This window comes from Gardnerella sp. 30-4, from assembly GCF_001641215.1.
GTDB lineage: Bacteria > Actinomycetota > Actinomycetes > Actinomycetales > Bifidobacteriaceae > Bifidobacterium > Bifidobacterium leopoldii.
In genome coordinates this window covers 1-19,175 of sequence record NZ_LXJL01000012.1, presented here as the reverse complement: position 1 = coordinate 19,175, position 19,175 = coordinate 1, and the positions used below count along the sequence as shown (strand labels likewise).

At 40.2% G+C, this 19,175-nt stretch carries 14 protein-coding genes, 2 tRNA genes and 1 riboswitch; of the genes, 7 read left to right on the top strand and 9 right to left on the bottom strand.

Going from position 1 to position 19,175, the window contains the following annotated elements; translation table 11 throughout:
- Positions 1–3: 3 nt before the first annotated feature.
- Both purF and A5294_RS01230 read right to left on the bottom strand, forming a co-directional pair.
- A complete protein-coding gene (gene purF, locus A5294_RS01235; RefSeq protein ID WP_004105975.1) occupies positions 4–1,491 on the bottom strand; it encodes an amidophosphoribosyltransferase in 1,488 nt (495 codons plus the stop codon).
- Between the two features lie 81 nt (positions 1,492–1,572).
- Complete coding sequence (locus A5294_RS01230) at positions 1,573–5,328, bottom strand: phosphoribosylformylglycinamidine synthase (RefSeq protein WP_064340254.1); 3,756 nt, start codon at positions 5,326–5,328, stop codon at positions 1,573–1,575.
- A gap of 88 nt (positions 5,329–5,416) precedes the next feature.
- Here A5294_RS01230 and A5294_RS01225 point away from each other — a divergent pair, with 88 nt between their 5' ends.
- The 4 genes from A5294_RS01225 (at position 5,417) to A5294_RS01210 (ending at position 9,114) form a co-directional block, all read left to right on the top strand.
- The gene (locus A5294_RS01225) at positions 5,417–5,857 is read left to right on the top strand and encodes a hypothetical protein (RefSeq protein WP_064340253.1); all 441 of its coding nucleotides are present in this window, start codon (positions 5,417–5,419) and stop codon (positions 5,855–5,857) included.
- 74 nt (positions 5,858–5,931) lie between these two features.
- Positions 5,932–6,375 carry a DUF2871 domain-containing protein gene (locus A5294_RS01220; RefSeq protein WP_004106454.1) on the top strand — a complete coding sequence of 148 codons (444 nt, stop codon included), beginning with the start codon at positions 5,932–5,934 and terminating at the stop codon, positions 6,373–6,375.
- A 54-nt stretch (positions 6,376–6,429) separates the two neighbouring features.
- Positions 6,430–7,281 (top strand): fructosamine kinase family protein, encoded by an 852-nt coding sequence (locus A5294_RS01215; RefSeq protein ID WP_325047851.1) that lies wholly within the window; start codon positions 6,430–6,432, stop codon positions 7,279–7,281.
- Between the two features lie 123 nt (positions 7,282–7,404).
- Positions 7,405–9,114: a hypothetical protein gene (locus tag A5294_RS01210; RefSeq protein ID WP_004106457.1), complete on the top strand. Its 1,710-nt coding sequence runs from the start codon at positions 7,405–7,407 to the stop codon at positions 9,112–9,114.
- A 97-nt stretch (positions 9,115–9,211) separates the two neighbouring features.
- On the opposite strand, the gene A5294_RS01205 is transcribed toward A5294_RS01210, so the two are convergent.
- Together A5294_RS01205 and A5294_RS06875 are read right to left on the bottom strand one after the other, a co-directional pair.
- Positions 9,212–11,023 (bottom strand): long-chain fatty acid--CoA ligase, encoded by a 1,812-nt coding sequence (locus A5294_RS01205; protein WP_032842478.1) that lies wholly within the window; start codon positions 11,021–11,023, stop codon positions 9,212–9,214.
- A gap of 142 nt (positions 11,024–11,165) precedes the next feature.
- Positions 11,166–11,783 carry a M23 family metallopeptidase gene (locus tag A5294_RS06875; RefSeq protein ID WP_231880165.1) on the bottom strand — a complete coding sequence of 206 codons (618 nt, stop codon included), beginning with the start codon at positions 11,781–11,783 and terminating at the stop codon, positions 11,166–11,168.
- Positions 11,784–11,989: 206 nt separating this feature from the next.
- Here A5294_RS06875 and A5294_RS01195 point away from each other — a divergent pair.
- A tRNA-Asn gene (locus tag A5294_RS01195) sits at positions 11,990–12,065 on the top strand.
- Positions 12,066–12,246: 181 nt separating this feature from the next.
- Positions 12,247–13,143 (top strand): hypothetical protein, encoded by an 897-nt coding sequence (locus tag A5294_RS01190; protein WP_064340251.1) that lies wholly within the window; start codon positions 12,247–12,249, stop codon positions 13,141–13,143.
- Between the two features lie 115 nt (positions 13,144–13,258).
- On the opposite strand, the gene A5294_RS01185 is transcribed toward A5294_RS01190, so the two are convergent.
- From A5294_RS01185 to A5294_RS01170, 4 genes are all read right to left on the bottom strand, one after another.
- The gene (locus A5294_RS01185; protein ID WP_004106466.1) at positions 13,259–14,650 is read right to left on the bottom strand and encodes an amino acid permease; all 1,392 of its coding nucleotides are present in this window, start codon (positions 14,648–14,650) and stop codon (positions 13,259–13,261) included.
- A 149-nt stretch (positions 14,651–14,799) separates the two neighbouring features.
- Positions 14,800–14,985: riboswitch (Lysine riboswitch) on the bottom strand.
- 112 nt (positions 14,986–15,097) lie between these two features.
- Positions 15,098–15,170 (bottom strand) — tRNA-Ala (locus A5294_RS01180).
- A gap of 178 nt (positions 15,171–15,348) precedes the next feature.
- Entirely contained in the window at positions 15,349–16,425 is a 1,077-nt protein-coding gene (locus tag A5294_RS01175) for a hypothetical protein (protein ID WP_004106467.1), read from the bottom strand.
- Between the two features lie 190 nt (positions 16,426–16,615).
- The gene (locus A5294_RS01170; RefSeq protein ID WP_231880166.1) at positions 16,616–17,563 is read right to left on the bottom strand and encodes a DMT family transporter; all 948 of its coding nucleotides are present in this window, start codon (positions 17,561–17,563) and stop codon (positions 16,616–16,618) included.
- A 405-nt stretch (positions 17,564–17,968) separates the two neighbouring features.
- Here A5294_RS01170 and A5294_RS01165 point away from each other — a divergent pair, with 405 nt between their 5' ends.
- A complete protein-coding gene (locus tag A5294_RS01165; protein WP_004106472.1) occupies positions 17,969–18,373 on the top strand; it encodes a pyridoxamine 5'-phosphate oxidase family protein in 405 nt (134 codons plus the stop codon).
- A 318-nt stretch (positions 18,374–18,691) separates the two neighbouring features.
- Here the strand turns inward: A5294_RS01165 and A5294_RS01160 are convergent, their stop codons facing one another.
- Positions 18,692–19,141 (bottom strand): DUF3021 family protein, encoded by a 450-nt coding sequence (locus tag A5294_RS01160; RefSeq protein ID WP_064340249.1) that lies wholly within the window; start codon positions 19,139–19,141, stop codon positions 18,692–18,694.
- Positions 19,142–19,175 lie beyond the last annotated feature (34 nt).

The following is a 19,175-nucleotide window of genomic DNA, read 5'->3' as shown; positions in this document are numbered from 1 at the left end:
AAGTTATATAAGATTTTCGTGCGAATATTTACTATGTTTCCTTACTTCTTGCAAATGTTCGCGTTCTTCAGGAGTAAGTGAAGCCAAGAATTCTTCGCCGTAATCGTCTAGTGCAGTAGGGTAGTCGCCATTAAAGTAAGCAACGCACAAACCGCCATAAGGAGCAGGCTTTTTTAATCCAATCGACTCGACTAATCCATCTAAAGACAAAAATGCTAAGGAATCAGCATCGATATATTCGCGAATTTCTTCAACTGAATGCTTTGCTGCAATAAGTTCCTTCGTAGTTTGAATATCGATACCGTAGAAGCAAGGATATTTAAGCGGAGGGGAAGAAATACGCATATGCACTTCTTTAGCGCCAGCTTCTCGAAGCAATTGCACAATGCGCTTAGAAGTAGTTCCGCGAACAATCGAATCGTCAATAACAATAACGCGTTTTCCTGCAACCACACCACGAACAGCAGAAAGTTTCATACGAACGCCTTGCTCGCGTAATTCTTGCGTCGGTTGAATAAAAGTGCGTGCAACATACTGGTTTTTAATCAATCCCATTTCGTTTGGAATTCCGCTTGTTTCAGCGTATCCTGCAGCAGCAGAAAGTGAAGAATTAGGTACTCCAATAACCATATCTGCTTCAACAGGAGATTCTTTAGCCAAACGCGCACCCATACGCTTTCGCACAGAATGAACATTAATACCGTAAATATTAGAATCTGGGCGAGCGAAATAAATAAATTCCATTGAGCATACTGCATGCTGTACATGCTTCGTATATTGCTCAATAGTGTAGCCATCGTCATTAATAACAATGATTTCGCCAGGCTCAATATCGCGAATAAACTCTGCTCGCACAATATCAAGCGCACAAGTTTCAGAAGCGAGCACGTATGCGCCGTTCTTCATACGACCAAGCGAAAGAGGGCGGAAACCATTTGGATCAGTCGCTCCGATTAGTGCATCTTGAGTAAGCAATAAGTAAGCAAAACCGCCATGAACAGTTTGTAAAGCTTCTTTTAGGCGATCCATAAAAGTTGCTTTACTGGAGTGGCGAATCAAATGCATCAATATTTCAGTATCAGAATTTGAGTGGAATATTGAGCCTTTATCTTCCAAGGAATTACGTAGGCTAGTGCAATTTGTCAAATTTCCGTTATGCGCAAGAGCTACGTCTCCATCGTGGAAACGGAATAGGAAAGGCTGAATGTTATCAACGCTTCCAGAACCTGCAGTAGCATATCGCACGTGACCGATAGCCCTGTTTCCAGTAAGACGATCCATAACTTGTTCATTGCTAAATACTTGAGTTAGCAATCCCAATCCGCGATACCCATGCAGTTTGCCATTGTCGTTAGATACAATGCCGGCACCTTCTTGTCCTCGATGCTGTAGCGCATGAAGTCCAAAATATGTCAGCCTAGCTGCATCTTGATGACCCCACACACCAAATACGCCGCATTCTTCGTGAATATCTTCAAGTTCTGCAGACATTCATACCCCCTAATAATCGATGATTGTAATCGTCGAATTTGTAGTTATTTTGATACAAGTTTTGCAACTGTAAACTAAAGCTCATGCAGTGAAATATTCAACGCCAGCTTCAAACAATGGTTGCTCATGGAAATCAGGAATATTGACATACAAGTCACGACCTGCGCGCTCGCAATGTCCCATTTTTCCAAAAACTCTACCGTCTGGGCTTGTAATACCTTCTACTGACATCATTGAGCCATTAGGATTTACGTTTAAGCTCATACTTGGTACGCCATTGCTGTCAACATATTGTGTAGCTATTTGACCGTTTTTAATAAGCTTTTCCATAACTTCGTTAGTAGCAATAAAGCGACCTTCTCCATGAGAAATTGCAACAGTATGCATGTCTCCAACTTGCGTATTTGCTAACCATGGTGAAAGATTTGAAGCAACTCTAGTGCGAACAATCCTACTTTGGTGTCTGCCAATAGTGTTGTAGGTAAGAGTTGGGCAGTTAGAATCCATAGGAACAATATCTCCAAAAGGAACCAAGCCCAGCTTAATAAGCGCTTGGAAGCCATTGCAAATTCCAAGCATTAAACCGTCACGATTATTAAGCAAGTCACGAACTGCGTCTGTTACTGCTGGATTCCTAAAGAATGCTGTAATGAATTTCGCAGAACCGTCCGGCTCATCGCCTCCGGAGAAGCCTCCCGGAATCATTACAATTTGACTCTTTTTAATCTCTTCAACCAATTTCTCAGCTGATTGTGCAATATCTTTTGCGCTTAAATTATTAATAATAAGCGTATGAGCGTCTGCTCCAGTTTTTTCAAAAGCAGCTTGAGTATCGTATTCGCAATTATTTCCAGGGAAAACTGGGATAATAACGCGAGGATGCGAAAGCGGCTTTAGTTTTCCTATGTGCATGTGATTTGTAGTAGAAACATTAGTTTTGTTATTAATAGTTTCTACAATCTCGCCAGGCTTTTTGTACGGGAAGATTGAGGAAAGTTCGCTTTCCCAAACCTTTTGCAAATCACTTAAATCAATTTCTTCGCTATTTGATGAAGTAATTGCGTAATTTTCAGTTGTTTCGCCAACAATCTCAACGTCAACCAAGCTTGTATTAGCTAAAGATGGAACTTCAGCGTCTTCCTTGAGTTCAACGTAGAAGCTTCCATATGCTGGCTTAAATAAATCATCGTCGCTTAAATTGTTGAATAATTTAAGACCAATATGATTTCCAAGCGTCATTTTGAATAAGCTTTCTGCGCTAGCACCGTAGCCAGGAGTAGATATAGCAAGAGCTTGCTTGTTTTTCGTAATATTTTCTACAATTTCTAGTGCTTTCAGGAAGCTTTCTTTTTCTGGAGTGATTCCGTCGGATTTATACTTTAGAGCAATACGTATAACTTTATGATTTACACCCTTAAATTCAGGTGAAACAGTTAAACGTGCGTCTCCGGTAGAAACAGCAAACGAAATCAAAGTTGGTGGCACATCCAGATTCTCAAAACTGCCGCTCATAGAATCTTTGCCGCCAATAGCACCAACTCCAAAATCAAGCTGTGCACTTAAAGCACCAAGAACTGCTGCAGCTGGCTTTCCCCAACGCTCTGGAATATCGTGAGGCTTGCCAAAATATTCTTGCAAACTCAAGTAAGCACGTTCGCGCGTGAAACCGCTAGCTGCTAGCTTTGCCAATGATTCAACAACAGCAACATAGGCACCAGTGAATTGGTTTTTTTCCATTAAATACGGATTAAAGCCCCAAGCCATTGCGGAAGCTGTGTTTGTTTCGCCAAATACTGGGAATTTAGCAACCATAGCTTGAGCAGGAGTAAGCTGACGGCGACCGCCAAAAGGCATAAGCACAGTAGCAGCGCCAATAGTAGAATCAAATCGTTCAGATAAGCCTTTATTTGAAGCAATATTAATATCCGAAACTAAGTTATGCATGCGCTTTTCTAACGGCAAATTTGACTGATTCTGCCATGGAGTTTCGTAAGATTCTCCACTTTCAATATGCAGTATCTGCTGTTTTGGAGCGCCATTAGAAGCTAAGAATGCTCTGCTTAAGTCAACAATGGTTTTTCCACGCCAAGTCATTCGCATTCGCGCTTCTTCAGTAACAGTCGCTATTATTTCTGCTTCAAGATTTTCTTCACGAGCATACTTCAAAAATTCTTCAGCATCACTTGACGCAACGTCGACAGCCATGCGCTCTTGAGATTCAGAAATAGCAAGCTCAGTGCCATCGAGACCTTCATACTTTTTAGAAACTTTGTCGAGATTAATAGTTAAGCCGTCGGCAATTTCGCCAGTTGCGACAGAAACGCCGCCAGCGCCAAAATCGTTGCAACGCTTAATAAGTTGGCAAGCATCCTTGCGTCGGAAAAGTCGTTGGAGTTTTCGCTCAATAGGAGCATTACCTTTTTGAACTTCAGCTCCGCACTCTTCAATACTTTCAACATCTTGAGCTTTAGAAGCGCCGGTAGCACCACCAATGCCATCTCTGCCAGTGCGTCCGCCAAGAAGAATAATCACATCGCCAGGAGCTGGAGTTTCTCTGCGCACATGGTCGGCTGGGGTAGCGGCAACAACCGCACCAACCTCCATACGTTTTGCAACATAACCCGGATGATAAAGTTCATGCACTTCGCCAGTAGCTAAACCAATTTGATTTCCGTAAGAAGAGTATCCTGCGGCGGCAGAAGTTACGATTTTTCGCTGCGGAAGCTTACCGTTTAAAGTCTCGCTAATAGGCGTGCGTGGATCTGCAGCACCAGTTACTCGCATTGCTTGATACACATAGGAGCGTCCAGAAAGAGGATCACGGATGCAGCCACCAATGCAAGTTGCAGCTCCACCGAAAGGCTCAATCTCTGTAGGATGATTATGTGTTTCGTTTTTAAACAGGAACAGCCAATCTTCGTCGTGACCGTTTACGTCCACTTTAACTTTTACTGTGCAAGCGTTGATTTCTTCTGACTCGTCCAAATTTTTAAGCTCGCCAGTATGCTTTAAGTATTTTGCGCCAATAGTTGCCATATCCATAAGGCAAACAGGCTTATTTTCGCGATTTAGTTCTTTTCGCAAATCAAGATAACGGCTAAATGCTTCTTGAACAGTGTTATCGTCAATAGAAATATCTGTAAGCTCGGTGCCAAAAGTCGTGTGACGGCAGTGGTCGGACCAGTACGTATCAATAACGCGAATTTCTGTAATAGTAGGATTTCTATGTTCTTCACAGAAATACTTCTGGCAGAACTTTGCGTCAGCCAAATCCATTGCCAAACCGCGAGTATTAATAAAGTCTTGTAATCCAGCTTCGTCTAAATCGTTAAATGAGCTAATTACTTCTACATCAGATGGTACAACTGCTTCTCGCTGTAAACTTTTTACCTCATCAAGTGAAGCTTCTCGCGCTTCAACAGGATTAATAACGTAGTGTTTAATATCGTTTAGTGCTTTTTCGTCAAGATTACCTTTTAAAGCGATTACTCTAGCAGTGCGCACTGTTGGGCGTTCACCTTGACTAATAAGTTGAATGCATTCGCTAGCAGATTGCGCACGCTGATCGAATTGACCAGGCAAAAATTCTACAGCAAATACGTGCTCGTCGGTTTCAATAGGCAAGTAATCGTAAGTATTATCAACTGGAGGTTCGCTCAATACTGTTTGCACAGCATTGTCGAATAAATCTTTGCTGATACCTTCAACGTCATAACGGTTAATAATTCTTGCGGAAGTAATCGCGCTTATGCCAAGAATCTCCCTAAGCTCATGTAAAAGCTGTTGCGCTTGAACGTCAAAACCAGTGCGTTTTTCCACATATACGCGAAATACCACGAGAAACCTACCTTGTTGAATGTGCGGTATGAATGCAGTGTTTATTGTTGTATTGGTTTTAAAYTATAAATATTAAAKWGGTTGTGAATTGAAAGTACAAAAAAATACGTTACTTCTTATTGCTTGCTTAGTTTGGGGAGCTGCTGGTTTTAATATTCTTAAGATTGGCTTATTGGCATACCCAAATTATTTGCAGCCACTAAATTACGCTTTATCGTTATTAGTTTTTGCAATATTCCAATTCCTTATTTTTGGAAAACTCGTTAAAAAACATACTCAAAGAATTAACGGCTATGTGGAAGAAAAGCAGTTTTTCCTTAAATTCTTTGACGTTAAATCTTTTATAATCATGGCTTTTATGATGACTTTTGGAATTGTTCTTCGTGCAACAAATATCGCTCCAGAACGCTTTATTGCCGTGTTTTATACGGGATTAGGCTCCGCATTAGCCTTAGCAGGATTACTTTTTGGTTATCAATTTGCTAAAACTGTATATCCGCGTTACAAAAACACTCATACTATGCAATAGCGCTTACAAACACTTGCAACACCAGCAACATTACTAGTGAATATTTGACTATCACTCTACGTAAGGAAGTTACTATGAACCATGTTATGAAACGTTATATTAATACGTCTTTGTTGTATGCTGTCCTCGCCATGATTGGCGGCGTCTTTTATCGCGAATTTACAAAATTTAATGCTTTCCATGCAAAAAGTATGCTTGCTGTAGTTCACACACACTACTTTATGCTTGGCATGGTTGTTTTTCTGTTACTTATACTAGTTGAGAAAAACTTCAGTTTTAGTAACGAAAAAACTACGAGAATCTTAATAACTTATCATATTGGACTCAACCTAACAGCAGTAATGATGATTACTCGTGGAATTGCACAAGTACTACGTCTACATCTCAGTCCATCTATAGATTTTGCCATAACTGGTTTAGCAGGAATCGGACACATCCTACTTGGCGTAAGTATTGTACTCATCTTATTGCAAATTAAACGCAGCATCGCTCATTGTGCTAATACTTCAGTAAAATAGTGAGCTTGGGAATAATTTAATTTATTAATAAATATTTTATTAAGTATGTAGCGCATGTTTCGTATGCGCTACTACGTTAAGAAGGCTTCTATGAACAACGCTGTATATAAGAAAAGTAGATTATACGCGCCTGAGCGTTTCTTTGAATGCGAAGGTAAAGGCTTAAAATGGCTTTCTGAAGCTCACAAATACGGCGGCCCTAGAGTGGCTGAAGTATTTGATTGGGGAAACGGTTACCTTAATATTGAGCGCATTGACACTCACTCAGCAACACCACTTGCTGCATTTGAGTTTGGTGCAGCGCTCGCTCATATGCACGATTACGGTGCAAAATATTTTGGTGAAGCACCAGCAGATTACGATGGCACATGCTATTTTGGACCTTTAAGTGATCCAGTTGAAATGCCAACTGGCACTTGGAGTAATGTTATTGACTACCTTGCGGACGGACGATTGCGCCCTATGGTTGAGCTTGGGATTGCTCGCGGAGAGCTTACTAAAAGCGACTTAGATCTTACAAACGAAGTTATTGATGCGCTGCCTGATTTATTAGGAAAAGCTGCAGAAGATAAGCCTGCTCGAGTTCACGGAGACTTGTGGAGCGGAAACGTGTTATGGACTAAAAGTTCAGACGGCGAACACACTGAAGCTGTTCTAATCGACCCTGCAGCACATGGTGGGCACCGCGAAGAAGATTTAGCTATGCTTCATTTATTTGGAATCAGCTATTTTAAGCAGATTTTAGACGGCTATCAGTCTGTTCATCCACTTAAAGCAGGTTTTGAGCAGCGCATGATTATTTGGCAGCTCTACCCTATTGCAGGACATTGCGTGTTCTTTGGTGGAGGCTACGTGAGCGAATACCGTAATATGTGCGAAAGTCTTATAAAAAGTTCTATAAGATAATTTTGCTCACTAAAATAGCAATGTAAGTATTTAGCACACGGCTATATACAATGTTAGAAGATAGTTACAAGTAGAACACATATAGACAGCAACAGATAGACCACGAAACGAGAGGTCACTACTATGATTCGTTTGTGCAACAGAACTATGCATCGTTCTTTAGTTATGCTGACAGCATTAGTTACGATGCTTTTTGTTGTTAGCTCGTGCGCAAGTTCAACAAAAACTTCTTTAAAATCTGAAAATAAAGAACAAGCGAACCACGGTAACGTTATTGTTTTTACTCCATCAGATGGATTGGCAATAACACGTAATAAGCCTCTAAGCACGTGGGATATACTGGTCCCAGAATTAATAAAATCGTTAAAAGATAAGGGATTTGACGATAATTCTATTACTACTAAAACTTCTTCTAGCCTTTCAGAACAAAGCCGCGATGTGCAAGATTATGTAGTAAATTTGCTAAGCTCATTGAACAATGCAAAACAGAATAATTCAGAAAAGCACAATTCTGTTTCCGAAAATTCAAAAGTCAAAAAACAATTAAGCAAAACGACAATTGTTATAGCTCCATGGACTAACAAAAACGGCAATAATAACTATGGAGATTATGCAACATTACCTGCGTCTAATTCTGAAAATACGCAAAAATCAAATACTCAGGACTTAAATTTACAAAATGCCGATAACTCTCAATCATCCAAAGATGAGCTTAATGCAGAAAAACGATTGGCATCATCACTTAGCCTAGCAAAAAAGGCAGGAATACACGTTGTTATGCTCTCACGACGTGTTAGCGGTTTCAAACCTGATGTGATGTTCCATTTATCTGACGCAAGAACCATTGGCGAAATTCAAGCAACAACTCTGGTACAAAAAATCGCTCTAGATCGTGCAACTAAAGAAAATCCACGCTACATTGAAGTTCTTTTGCCATGTCACAATCAAAAAAATATTAATGCAAACAATAATAATCAACAAAATAACAGCGACGAAGCAAGCGAGGATGATGATTCTAACAACAATACGCATGCAAATAGCGAAACAGCATTCCATGATGATTTTGCTGAAGAAGCATTCGCTGGCATTTGGAAAGTTTTGAGACCATATTTTGCTTCGGGGACATTAATAAGCACTTCTGGAAGACTGAATGTGAATAGTAGCGAAAAAGACTGGACCAATGTTGCTTTCGACGCAGATGTAGCTGACTCTGTGAAAAATGAGTTAACAAAACGAATTACGAGAAGTACAAGTCTTTTTTCACACTCAAGGCATCGCGTTGATGGAATTATTGCACTCGATGATCAAATTGCTTTACAAGCCGTACAAGCACTAAACGATCTCGGTTATGAAGGAAGCGCAGCAGATATAAACCCATCTTTCAATTTGCCGGACGTTATCGGAAACTTCATAGGGAAACGAGATCTTAATAAAAGACCAGTTCCTGCTCCAAAAGATTCTGCGAAGAAAACCGAAAAAGAGTTACAACAACAGCAGAAAAAAGATGAGGAAGAAGAATCAGAAGCAAAGAAATGGCCAGTAATAACTGGTTATGGCGCGTACAAAAATATTATGCCAAACATTGTGAGCGGAAAGCAATGGATGACAACTATAGAAAATCATAAGCAGATTGTTCAAGATCTTACTGCTACTTGTTATTCTTTGAACAGAAACGGTAAACTTGACAAAAAAATCGCTACAGTGCAAACAAAAATTGAACACGGGGAAACTGTCCCTACTGTTAACGAGCGACTAGTGGCAGTAAGCGCAACAAATCTAAAGTCACGTTTAATTGACCCAGGCTACGTATCATTAGCAGACGCAGGCTTGTAAATACAATTTTTGGATGCAAGTTGTGAAATATAATTTGTGGAACGCAATCTGTATCTTCAGGCTAACTTCAAACTATATTCTACGAATTTACACGCAGCTAACGTTTGCGTGGAGCATAAATAACATGTTCGATAAGGTCGTTATAACGCTCTACAACAACTTGACGACGCGCCTTTAAACTTGGCGTAATCAAACCGTTTGCTTGAGTAAACTCATCTGGAACTATTTCGAACTTGCGAATAGACTCAGCTCTAGAAACTAGCTCATTTGCTTTGCTAACAGCACGCTCAACTTCTGCTCGCACAATACCGTTACGTGAAGCCTCCTTTAAAGACCGTACAGGGCATGCGCCACGCGAAGAAAGCCAAGTATTTACTTCTGATAAATCGAGCGCAATAATTGCTGAAACAAACGGCTTCCTGTCTCCAATAACAACAGCTTGAGAAATAATAGGTGAAGACATTAATGAAGCTTCTAACGCATTTGGAGATAAGTTCTTACCGCCAGCAGTAATAATAAGATCTTTCTTTCTGCCTGTAATACGCACAAAACCGTCATCGTCTAAAGACCCAAAATCTCCCGTATGCAACCAGCCATTTACAATCTGCTGTTTGGTAAGCTCAGGATTATTATGGTAGCCTTTGCATACTGCAGGACTCTTAATGCACAATTCACCATCGTCAGCAATAGCAACAGATACACCCTTTACAGGCAAACCAACGGTACCAATGCGATAACCTGTCGTAGGATTCACCATAGAAGGTGCACAAGTTTCTGTCATTCCATAGCCTTCTAGAAGAGGCAAACCAATACCATTAAAGAAATGCGCAATCGACAAATCTAAAGGAGCGCCGCCCGAAATAGCGTATGAAACAGAGCCTCCAAATACGTGTAGTAGTGGAGCATACACTAATTTTTTACATATTGAATGGCTAAGAGCAAGCATTGGAGGAACCATTGAACTAGACTGCTGAGCGCGAGACCATTCGCGAGCAACCTTAGACGCATAAGCAAAAATAAAACCTTTTACTCCCCTGCCTGCTTTTTGAGAAGCAGCATTGTAAATCTTCTCAAAAATGCGTGGAACACCAAGAATAAATGTTGGTTTAAAAGTTTGAAAATCAGACAATACAGTTTTCAAATTACTCGTCAAACCAAGAGTTATATTTCCAGCAAAGCAGAACAATTGCATAAACCTAGCAAAAACGTGCGCAAGAGGCAAGAACAGCAAAAGACGCGGGCTGTCTTTTAACGCAATATCTGGCATAGAAATAACACCTGATTTAGCAATAAAAACAAAATTGCTATGAGTAAGCTCAATTCCTTTTGGCTCACCAGTTGAACCTGAAGTGTATACAATTGTTGCTATGTCACTTCCATTAACAGCGTGCACTCGCTCATAAAATTCAGCATCAGTTACTGCTTTACCGTATTCAATGCACGCGTCGATAGCACCACGATTCATTACATATACGTCGTGAAGAGTAGGACATTCTTCCTGAACAGCCTCTACTTTTGGCAACATTTCAGGAGACTCCACAAATATTGAACATACTTGAGAATCTTGAACAATATGTTGTATTTGCAGCGAAGAGCTTGTTTCATAAATTGGCACTGTCAATGCGCCTATAGACATAATAGCCATATCAAGAACTGTCCATTGCCATGAAGTGTGAGCAATAATTGACACAGCATCACCAGGCATTACTCCTCTAGCAATAAAGCCTTTAGCAACAGCTATTACCTTATCTCTAAATTCTTCAGCAGTATATGACTTCCAAACGCCGTCAGCTCCAACGTATTCAACCAAAGAACCATTAGGATTGCGCTCTGCTCGCTCTTCTAGCAGTGAGAAAACATTAACATCTGTATCAATAGACTCATCAAGTGGACGAGAATATTCTTGCATATTAGCTCCTCTATCTGCTGAATTGACGTATATCTTTACTATACGCGATTTGCAAGCCTTCGCATATGCGAATATCTACAAGATTGTAATCAATTTTGTTCATTTATCTACAAATATCTACGATACAAATATATTATCGTGCTTATTCCACAGGCTTAAGCACAATGCGACGCTTAACAGTCATTCCTCCAGGATCAGCATATGTGCGATTTTTGCGCTTTAAACCCCACTGCACACAAGTTGTGCCGCAATGGTCCGAACCTCCTTCGACATGTGCAAAATTCTGGCCTCTTTTCACAAAAACCCCAACGCTAAACTTTGTTACAGCAGGCTCAAAAGTGGATGTCAGTTCACCATGCCTAATAGTCACAACTGATTTACCAGCGACTTTACCAGCAAAACTAATAACGCCATCTGCAGGCGCAAATAAAGGAGTCCCTGTGCTTGCAGCTAAATCTACGCCACGATGCCCAGCCATCCAAGGTTTAGGCGGAGGATTAAAAGCTTTTACTATTTGTGCAGGTTTCACAGGCCATTGCATAGCTGACTTGCATGTTTTTTCACTATAATCACCTTTAGAAAGAGCACACTTGTGGTAACATGTCACAGCAGATTCTACAACATAATATTTAAGATGATGATTATTTTGCGAAATTTCGGGTTGTAAAAACAGCGCATCTAATAAAATAACTGAGATTATAAAAATCCCCAAACAGGCAGATATTTTGTAATATAATCCATAATTTTTGCGAATACACATATATTCCCCATCCATATTTTTATAAAACGACTTTTATAAAAGTTTTGCAGCTAATTTGCGAAAATCATAAGCTTTTAAAGCATTGTGGATAAAACATATGCTTATAATCACTATTTCGACACGCCAAAACACGCCATATTTGCATCTTTGAAAATTCCGTGTAATATAAATGTCTTGTGCACAGCGCTTAGTTGAGCACAAGATATTCCTGCGTAGCTCAGTTGGCAGAGCGTTCGACTGTTAATCGAATGGTCGCTGGTTCAAGCCCAGCCGCAGGAGCCATAAAGCCACTGGTTTTCCAGTGGCTTTTTGCGTTAAATATTACGACTTGCATCCACAAGCAAAATCTTAATTGTTTAGCGCTCATGAGCGTGGCTAACATAAACATTTTGGCGTATTATATAAACAAGTTGCGTATTCAAATGCGCTAATGTTGAGCAGCAATAGATAACAGAGGACAAATATGAATCAACATAGCTCCGATAATGTTGAAACGAACCAAAAGAAAAAGCTCATTATTCTCATAGCAGGAATTGTTGTGCTAGCTTTAGCTCTTGGCACAGTTGGCACACTTTGGTACATGAAGCAAACTGAACGCACTAAAGCAGCTCGCAGACAGTGCGAAATAAAAGTTGCGCAAGTTTCTAAAGCCAATGCCGTATGGAAAAGTTTAGTACACAACAGCGTAATAACAGATCTCACAAAAGGTGACTCTGATAACGCAAAAGAACTTGCTAAAATCATGAGCGAAAAGGTTCCTGATGCAGTATCTTGCACAGCAAACTCTCCTGAAGAACTTGGTTCCCAAAGCGCAGAAGCTTTAGCTGCTTCTGAATGGTATGCAGTCAAAGCAAAAAAAGTGCGCGAGTTGGCTGTTACATTAATCGATGAAAATAACAAAAAAGATAAAGACAAAGACAAACAAGACGAAGAAACAAAGAAGCAAGAGATAAATGAATCGACTGGAATTGTAATTCAGCGTTCAAATGTTGTCCCACCAAAGCCAAAGCCAACACCAGCGCCGACGACAAATACTCAAGACACTAAGAAACAGAAGACTGAGAAAAAGCCTGAAACAAAGACTAACAAAAAGCCTGAAAAAAATAGTAATGCAGAAAATCCACAGTGCAAAAAAGGAGATAAAAATTGCACTGAACCCAAAGGAAAAAACACCAGCGAAGAAGATAAAGAAAACGGAAAACCACCAATCAAAAAAGGCAGCGAAGGCGGAGCTGGTGCTGAAAAACCTAAAGGAAATGATGGTCAAAAAGATCCGGATGGTAAAGCAAAAAAGGGCGAACAAGATTCCTCAGATAAAAAACCAGCCCCGGACATAATAGCAGGTTCACAACAACCATAAAACATATTGCTCTGTTATCTGACTCAATGTAAAAGCTCCCAGTGATATACGCTGGGAGCTTTTACATTATCTAACTCTACATCGTAAACGATGTTGACCTTTATAAACTATTCGTTCATTTTGCTACTCGAACATGAGTTAAATCGACTTCTTCAAGAGGAATTACTCGAGTATGATTTTTAATCTTATAACCAATGTATAGAACGATAAATAGCGGCACAGACATGTACGTGATTCCAATAGCCTGCCAGTTAAGCGTTGCAAATGAATGCAAATCCTGACCAACAATAACAAGAATGCATAAGAAGAACGCAACAATAGGACCAAACGGATACCACTTTGCTCGGTAAACTAATTCATCTAAAGAATGACCTTGAGCCAAGTATGCCTTACGGAAGCGATAATGAGCTGCAGCAATACCAGCCCAAGCAATAAAACCAGTCAAACCACTTGCGGCAACCAGGAACATGTATATTTGATCGCCAAAAATACTCATAAAGAAAGTAAATAAAGCAACTACAAATGTAGCAATCAACGCAGGAACAGGAATACCACGAAGACTTACCTTGCCAAATACTTTTGGAGCATTATCTTCTTTTGCGAGCGAATAAAGCATTCTTGTTGAAGCATACATGCCGGAATTTGCTGCAGAAATAACAGAAGTCAAAATAACAGCATTCATAACTGCTGCAGCAGCTGCAAGACCTGCACGCTGGAACACGAGCGTGAATGGGCTAATAGCAATATCAGTTACATCAGAACCAAGTAAGTTCTTGTCAGTATAAGGAATAATGCAAGCAATAACGAAAATAGCAAGAATGTAGAAGAGAAGAATACGCCAGAACACTTGCTTTACAGCCTTTGGAATACTCTTTTCAGGAGTTGCAGACTCGCCTGCAGTAATACCAATAAGCTCAGTTCCTTGGAAAGAGAAGCCTGCAATAGCGAAAGCACACAACACTGCAGGAACACCGCCTGCAAATGGAGCGTCCTTATGAGTGAAGTTTTGCAAGAATGGCGCTTTGCCGCCAACAATGCCAACAATCGTAAGCGAACCGATAACAAGGAATACGATTACTGCCAACACTTTAATAATAGAAAGCCAGTATTCGGTTTCTCCAAAGCACTTAACTGTAAGCACATTGATAACCAAAATAAGCATAAGAACCGACAGCGAGAAAATCCATATTGGCACTGTTGGGAACCAGTATTGCAGAACTATTGCTGCAGTACTAACGTCCACTGCAACCGTAATAGCCCAATTAAACCAATAGTTCCAGCCCATTGCGAAACCGAGTGCAGGATCAATAAAACGTCCAGAATACGATGCAAACGATCCACTAATAGGCATAAAAGTGGCCATTTCACCAAGGGAAGTCATAAGGAAGTAGACCATAATGCCAATCGCACCATAAGCGAGCAAAGCGCCGCCAGGACCAGCCATATGGATTGTTGCACCACTAGCAACAAATAAGCCGGTGCCAATGCTGCCACCTAAAGCAATCATGGAAATATGGCGGGTTTTTAATCCTCGATGAACATCGTTATTTTGCTGAGTATTCTGCTGAGTATTCTGTACAGCAGTAGATGATAATGAGCTACTCATTTTTCCTCCTTTCATGACAATCAGAGGCAAAACAAGCAAGCAAAAGCAAGCGTGTCGATAGCTCTCCGCAGCGAATGCCGACTCGCTGCGACAGTCCTTGGTATATTAAGCCAAGTCCCAGCTCACTACTTTTGGGATTAAGCAGTAAACTTCGGCGCTCTCCCCTTTTGTAAGCAATTAACGCTTCCCTAGCTCATGCTTATTACTCTTGTCGAGCGCGACCTCTGGTCGATGGTGTTCATTATTAGTACGACTTGCAGACAAACTGTAAAAAATACGGCGTGGCGCATAAAAATTGAAAATAATAACAAAAAACGCCACCCCACAAGAGGTGACGTTTAAAATTTGTGGAGCTAGGGGGATTCGAACCCCCGACCCCCTCCATGCCATGGAGATGCGCTACCAGCTGCGCCATAGCCCCGTTTTTACTTATGCCGTTCAAACGAACCTTTGATAGAATACAACAAATAGCCGCTCTATCCAAATGCGGCGTGTCGAATTCAACTTACAAATTCCAAAAATTCTGCGAATTCTACTAACAATTTAGTCGCCAATTTGAAAACCAATTCAAGAACCAATTCGGCAAACCAATTCAAGAACTAGTTACCATTGGCACTTCCAGATTGATCACCATTACCAGGAGAAGTTACATTGTTTGAAGAACCAGTAGATCCCGAAGATCCAGCAGATCCAGCACCTGCATCAGAACTATCAGCACCCGATCCACTATTCCCACTAGCAGCATCACCTGAATTCGTTCCTGAATCATTGTTAGTGTCACTACCTAAATCATTATCAGAATGACCACCTGTTGAGCCAGCTGCGTTTTCATTGCTATGCTCATCATTTTCGTCTTCATTAGCATCTTTACTATCAGAATCATCATGAGATTTCTTATGGTCTTGATTAGTATTCGTATTAAGACGTTGCTTAGGTTGCGGTTGATTTTGCTGTTGCTCATGACTAATTTCTTCAGGCTTATCAATATTGTCTGTGCCTTTTCCTTGTGTAAACAAAAGAACAGCACCTGCAGTAACAATAACAGCTATAAGAGCACTTATAACAGCAACAACAATTGTTGTACGATGATCGTTTCTATTTTGGTAAGATCTAGAAGAGTAACCGTAGTTTCCACTAACAACCTTAGATAACGGCACCGGCTCTGGAATTGTGCCCTCCGACAGTTCCATGTCTTCTTCATGCTGTTCACGTAATTTCGACAATTCCAAAATACGCGTATTTTCTAATTCCGGATTACGGACTTGCGAACTAACAGTGCGTCCAGATCTTGCATCTTGAACAGTCATATTTTTGTCATCTGAAGGATCAGTATTACATTGCAACGAATTTGATGAATATTGCATATGAATATCATCTCCAATTCTTTTAGAATCAACATTCTCTAAACCATTTGAACGCACGCTAGAATCTGACACATTACTAAAATTAGACTGTTCTGTAGAAGTATTCGGATTCACTTCCGAAAGTTTACGCGATGAAGCGTGAATAACATTCTGATACAACTGTGATGCTACTGCTGAGACAATAGAACCAATAGCTACGCCAATAACTGAACCAGCAATACCAATTTTAGAAGCAAGTAAAAACGAAGTCACTGCAGCGAGCGATCCAGCTAATACTTGCGTAAACGATATGCCTTTGAAGAAATTCTTCACTTATGCACCTTAACTATTTATGCGAATATAATGCCAAAATGCATGGCAAATATGCAAATTCCACTACCAACATCATTACAACAATGATGGTATCACTCTACGCAAAAATTGCACAGTATTGCCAGAGCATTCTTACAACAAAATCACAAGTCTTATATACATAAAACTTAGCTACACAAAACTGAAATGCCTAAGACTTAGCAACCTCAAAATCTCTATCTTTATAAGAAAGCTCACAATTCGCTCTTTTATCACAATAATGCTCACCTAAGCTTGCAGTAATAATTGCAGCAAATATTAAAGCAAATCCCACAAAAGCCATGTTAGAAACATGCTCATGAAAAAGAACAGTAGAGAATAAAAGCGTGAACAAACTTTCAGTGCACATAATCACAGAAGCATTTGCAGTAGAAAGATTCACCAAACTATAGTTTTGCATAATTTGCGCAACTACTGTTACTACCACTGTAAGGTAGAACATATTAGCAAAAATAGAGAAATGATCAGCAGCGTTAAAGTTTGGCAAAGGCTCACAAATAAGCGCACCAGCTACAAAAAGTACGCCTGAAACAACAAATTGCCCAAAAGTTAACGTAACTGGATTATATTTACGAGAATAATACGCAAGGAACGTAAGATTAAAAGCAAAAACTGCAGCACATAATAAAGTAAGGAAATCTCCATAAGACAATGTGAGAACAAGCATTCCAGGCTTTAATGCCACAAAACCTACTCCAGCAACGCACATAACTGCAGCTACTAATCCTAAAAGAGTTGGCTTTTTCTTGACGATTAACCAAGCAGAAAATGGCGTAATTACGCAATATGCTGCTGTCAAAAACGCGCTACGGCCTGGATCAATTGAACGTAATCCTTCAGTTTGCAAAATTAAAGTAGCATAATACGTAATTCCAGTTAGTAAAGAAGGAACAATAAGCTTTTTTGTAAAAGTTTTACGAAGTGTACCGAAAAAAATAACAGCCATAATTGTGCAAGCTCCAACCATACGAACGCCCATAAGCCATTGCACAGGAAACACTTCAAGAGCATATTTTGAAGAAACATAGCTGCCACCCCAAATAGCAGCACAAATCAACAACATAATCTGAGCAGTATGAACACTTTTGCCTTGAGGCATGCCCGATTTATCCGAAAGCGGTTCAGCTATAGATTTAGCTGTTTCATATTTCACCTTCATAATGTTTCCCCTTCAACTATAAAAGTTGATTCTTTAAAATTTTTCTTTTATAAAGCGTTTTAGCTTATAAAATAGACAGAATAGCCGTAAAATCGTGAAAAGTACAACTTTCTGGCGTTCTTTCGTAAAATTTCCGATATACGCTTCAGAAAACAGTGGCAATCAAGTATTTTGCTGTATAAATTTCACCCACGAAACTATTGAAGAATTGGGTGATTTATATCACAACTTACAATTTTTTTACGCTACACGCTCGTATACACTTTTAAATCAGCGTAATGTAGCAATGTAGGCTTATAAATTGCGTACGAAGAAAGTGCGCAATCTTGTTAGGAAAGGAATATTATGGCAACTCTTAGCGCAGATATGAAAGAATTTATTGCGAATAATTTGGCTTGGATTGCAACAGTAAGCAAAGATGGCGAGCTTGATTTGGGACCAAAAATGTCTATGTTCGTACTCGACGACAACCACCTTGCCTACCACGAGCGCACTGCAGGTCAGCATTATAAGAACTTGCAAGACGGCAGCCAGCTGGTTGTAGCAGTTGCTAATTTGGCAGAAAAGAAAGGCTATCGCTTCCGCGGAACCGTCACCCTTCACACCGATGACGCGATTTACGAAGAACAGGTACGTGTGGCCGAAGAAAAAGGTACGAAGAAGCCAGCTGCAGTTCCAGTTATGGAAATCACTGAGATTCAGGACTTGACTTCTGGAGCTACTGCCGGCAAAACTATTGCAAAAGATTAATGCGTCGTCATTCAGTCGTGTGGATATTAGTGCGGTAGAGATTTGAGATTTTTCACACTGAGCGCGGACGCTCGCGCGGGTAACGCGCTCACTACGAAACTCGCTTAAGTTGGAAGTCCACTGGACTTCCAACTTAAGCGAGTTTCCACTCCGAGTTGCCTTCGCGCGCTACGCTTTAAACGCTCAGGCAGGTCGTCGCGCAAAACGCCGAATTAGTACGTCTATAGTAGGCGTCATACAATATCGAGTGGCGTTCGTCCTCAACGGCGAAGATGAACACCACTCAATTCTTTACTTGATTATTTAGTTGTCACTAATTTACTTGCTTTCTTTACGCAATGCTTGCAGTCTAGCGTTCATTTCTTTCGCTTTCTTCTTCTCGAAGTAATAAATTATTGCAGCAATAGGAATCGGTAAAATAACAGTGAACGCAATCCATCCGCAAATCACCGCTGGCTCATCTTTGAACGAAATCCATCCAACAATCACCGATACAATAAACTGAATAGCAATTGGCGGAACTAGCGCAAAAACGAACTTTGCAAAATTTGACATGCGTTCATTCGACCAAAAAATAGCGAACACTCCATATCCTATGCCTATAACAAACGATGCTACAGCATAAGATGCAATTCTATTTCCAACCTCACTATGCGCTAACAGACTTGATATAAAAGACATTACTGTAAAAATAATGCATCCTATGCTAATGCCTGTAACAATGTTTTTTACCATTGTTTTACCTAATGTTGCAACTTGCTTTTCCATAATAATCGCTTCCTTTTAAGTATTAAAATCTAGT